This window comes from Sandarakinorhabdus sp. (assembly GCF_031430775.1).
In the GTDB taxonomy this organism is placed as follows: Bacteria; Pseudomonadota; Alphaproteobacteria; order Sphingomonadales; family Sphingomonadaceae; genus Sandarakinorhabdus.
The window spans coordinates 1-3,891 of record NZ_JANPCD010000186.1 but is presented as its reverse complement, the minus strand read 5'-3'; the positions used below and the strand labels follow the sequence as shown (position 1 = coordinate 3,891).

Annotated in this window: 3 protein-coding genes; all 3 read left to right on the top strand. The window is 67.5% G+C overall.

Annotated elements, in window-relative coordinates; translation table 11 throughout:
- Positions 1-3,036, top strand: a 3,036-nt coding sequence (locus RMQ73_RS11950) for a hydantoinase B/oxoprolinase family protein (RefSeq protein ID WP_310498478.1), incomplete at its 5' end; no start/stop codon positions are given.
- Complete coding sequence (locus RMQ73_RS11945) at positions 3,036-3,704, top strand: DUF969 domain-containing protein (RefSeq protein ID WP_310498476.1); 669 nt, start codon at positions 3,036-3,038, stop codon at positions 3,702-3,704. The genes RMQ73_RS11950 and RMQ73_RS11945, both read left to right, overlap by 1 nt.
- On the top strand, positions 3,701-3,891 hold a 191-nt coding region (locus RMQ73_RS11940), incomplete at its 3' end, for a 5-oxoproline transporter, DUF979 family subunit (protein WP_310498475.1). The genes RMQ73_RS11945 and RMQ73_RS11940, both read left to right, overlap by 4 nt.

The window sequence follows — 3,891 nt, the reverse complement described above, 5'->3', positions numbered from 1 at the left end:
GATCACCACCGGGTTGGCGGCGCGTTTGCCCAGCCCGGTGAGCCGATAATATCGCCGCCGCTCAGGCGCTATGTCGATTCGGTTGCGGCCGGGCTGACAGGGGCCGGACGGCTGCTGTTCATGCAGTCCAATGGCGGGCTGGCCGCTGCCAGCCATTTTCGCGGGCGTGATGCGATATTGTCCGGCCCGGCGGGCGGCATCGTCGGCATGGCGGCAGCTGGCAAGGCGGCTGGCACCTGCCGGCTGATCGGCTTCGACATGGGCGGCACCTCGACGGATGTGTCACATCATGCCGGCAGTTTTGAACGCGCCGACGAAGTGTCCGTTGCCGGTGTGCGCGTGCGCGTGCCCATGCTGCGAATCGACACTGTGGCCGCTGGAGGCGGCAGCATCGTGCATTTTGACGGCGCCAGGCTGCGCGCCGGGCCGGCCAGTGCCGGCGCCGACCCTGGCCCGGCGGCCTATCGCCGGGGTGGGCCGCCGACCATCACCGACTGCAATGTGCTGCTCGGCAAGCTGCAACCCGATTTGTTCCCGGCAATCTTCGGCCCCGGCGGCGATGAACCGCTGGATGCAGGCGCCGCGCGCGCCGCCTTTGCGCCGATGGCTGCGGCCATGGCCATGGCGCCCGAAGCCGTCGCCACCGGCGCGCTGGAAATCGCGGTGGAAACCATGGCGAGCGCCATCAAGCAGATCAGCATAGCGCGCGGCCATGATGTGCGCAGCTACACATTGGCGTGTTTTGGCGGCGCCGGCGGCCAGCACGCCTGTCTTGTCGCCGATGCGCTGGGCATGCGGCGGATCATGGTGCACCCGCTGGCCGGCGTGCTGTCGGCCTGGGGCATTGGCATGGCCGATGTGCGCGTGCTGCGCGAGGCAACGCTGAACCTTGCGCTGACGCCGGATCTCGATGTGGCCGGTGCGGCCGAAGCGCTGGGCGCAGCCGCGCGTGCGGCGCTGGCCGCGCAGGGCTATGAGGCGGATAGTGTCAGCATCACGGCGCGCATCCGGTATGACGGCAGCGATACGCCGATAGGTCTGCCGCTGGCGCCGCCGCCCATCATGGCGCAGGCCTTTGCCGCCGCACAGGCGCAGCGGTTCGGTTTTGTGGTCGCCGACGCGCCGCTGGTCCTGGATTCGCTCGTCGCCGAGGCGGTGCATTGCGGCAGCAGCGCCGGCGACCCGGGAGCATGTGTGCCCGCAGACACTGTGCCGCGTTGCCGCGCGGTGCGGCCGGTGACAATGGCCGGTGCAGTGCATGACACGCCATTTCTGGACCGGGACAGCCTTGCGCCGGGCTGGCGAGCCGATGGCCCGGTGATCATCATTGATGGCGGCGGCACGACGGTGGTCGAACCGGGCTGGTCCGTCCATGTCGACGCCTTTGGCAATCTCATGCTGGAACGCGCTGGCCCGCTGATGGTAGCCGCGCCGCTGGCCGACGAAGGCACCGCCGCGCCCGATCCCGTGCGGCTGGAAATATTTGCGGGTCGCTTCATGGCCATTGCCGAGCAGATGGGCGTCGCACTGCAAACCACGGCATGGTCGGTCAACATCAAGGAAAGGCTGGATTTTTCCTGCGCGATTTTCGACGCGACCGGCAATCTCATTGCCAATGCGCCGCACATGCCGGTGCATTTGGGTTCGATGGGTGACAGCGTGCGTGCAGTGATGGACGCGCGGCGCGATGATGGGCGGGGCATCAGGCCGGGCGACGCCTATGTGCTCAACAACCCCTATCATGGCGGCACGCATCTTCCCGACGTGACGGTGGTGATGCCGGTTTTCGTGGCAAACCGGCCCGCATATTGGGTGGCGGCGCGCGGTCATCAGGCCGATATCGGCGGCATATCACCCGGATCGATGCCGCCGATGAGCCGCAACATCGCCGACGAAGGTGTCATGCTCGACAATGTGCTGATGATCGACGAAGGCCGGTTGCTGGAGGCCGAAATGCTGGCGATCCTGTCCAGCGGCGCTTTTCCGGCGCGGGCGCCCGAACGGTGCCTGGGCGACCTGCAAGCGCAGGCGGCGGCATGCGCGCGCGGCGCGACCGAGCTGTTGGCGCTGGGCGAGGCGCAGGGCCATGACACGGTCGCGGCCTATATGGGACATGTCCAGGACAACGCCGAAAGCGCGGTGCGCGCCGCCATCGCCGGCCTGTCCGATGGGCAATTCACCTATGGCATGGACAGTGGCGCGCAGGTCAGCGTGGCCGTCAGCATCGACCGCGCCGCTGGCAGCGCGACAGTCGATTTCACCGGAACATCGCCGCAGACAACCGACAATTTCAACGCGCCATATGCTGTCTGCCGGGCCGCCGTGCTGTATGTGTTTCGCTGCCTGATTGCCGGCGACATGCCGATGAACGATGGCTGTTTGCGGCCCATCACGCTGATCGTTCCCGAAGGGTCGATGCTGCGGCCCCGTGCCCCTGCTGCGGTGGTGGCCGGCAATGTCGAGACCAGCCAGGTCATTACCGACGCGCTGTTCGGCGCGCTCGGTATCATGGCCGCCGCGCAGGGCACGATGAACAATTTCACGTTCGGCAATGAAAAATACCAATACTATGAAACAGTCGCCGGCGGCTCCGGGGCCGGGCCGGGCTTTGCCGGCACATCCGGGGTGCAGACGCACATGACCAATTCGCGGCTGACCGACCCCGAAGTGCTGGAAAGCCGGTTTCCGGTTCTGGTCGAGGATTTCGGCTTTCGTGCCGGATCGGGCGGCACCGGGCGCTGGCCGGGCGGCAACGGCCTGGTGCGCCGCATCCGGTTCCGCGAGGCGATGACCGCCAGCATATTGTCGGGCCGGCGCCGCATCGCGCCCTTCGGCCTTGCCGGCGGTGGCCCTGCCCTGCCCGGCATCACGCGCGTCGAACGCGCCGATGGCCGCATCGAAATACTGGCGGCCGCCGATACGGCGCAATTGGCCTGTGGCGACGCCATAGTCATCGAAACGCCCGGCGGCGGCGGCTACGGCGACGCCATCGTCACCGAAACGCCCGGCGGCGGCTATGGCGAGGCGTCGTCCTGATGCTGCCTTTAGTTGGCATTCTGGTCGTCATCATCGGCTTTGCGCTGCGCTGGAACCCGTTGGCGGTCGTGGTCGGCGCGGCCTTTGCCTCCGGGCTGGCGGCCGGCATGGGGCCTTTGGATGTGGTGGCGGCGCTGGGCAAGGCCTTCAATGCCAATCGCTATGTCTCGGTGCCGTGGATCGTGTTGCCGGTCATCGGCCTGATGGAGCGGGCCGGGCTGAAGCAGCAAGCCGCCGATGTCATCAGCAGGGCACGCGGTGCGACGACGGGCCGACTGCTCATCGCCTATCTGGCGCTGCGGCAGGTCACGGCGGCGCTGGGGCTGACGGCGATTGCCGGCCATGCCCAGACGGTGCGGCCACTGCTGGCACCCATGGCCGAAGCGGCCGCGCTGGCTGCCGAGCCTGGCCTTGACGAGGCAGGCCGCGACGAGGTGAAGGCGCTGGCGGCGGCAACAGACAACATCGGGCTGTTCTTTGGCGAGGACATCTTTCTGGCCATTGCCTCCATCCTGCTCATCAAGGGCTTTCTGGAGGCCAGCGGCATCATCGTCACGCCGCTGCAATTGTCGGTCTGGGCCATTCCCACTGCGATTGCCGCCTTTGCCGTCCATGGCGGGCGGTTGCTGCTGCATGATCGGCGCGCGGCGCGGCGGGCGCGCGGATGATAGGCCTGACGACACTTTATGCATTGGCCGGGCTGGTGTTCGGGGCCTTTGCACTGGCGGTGGCGGCCGATGCCAGTCATCCCAGACGCTGGGGCAGCGCGCTATTCTGGGCGCTGATCGCTGCTGCATTTATGGCCGGCGACTATTTGGGCGACCTGGGCAATGGCGCACTGGTGCTCGCGCTGAC

Coding starts and splice junctions, on each gene's coding strand:
- RMQ73_RS11945 (WP_310498476.1), top strand. CDS start 3,036: ATGCTGCCTTTAGTTGGCATTCTGGTCGTCATCATCGGCTTTGCGCTG.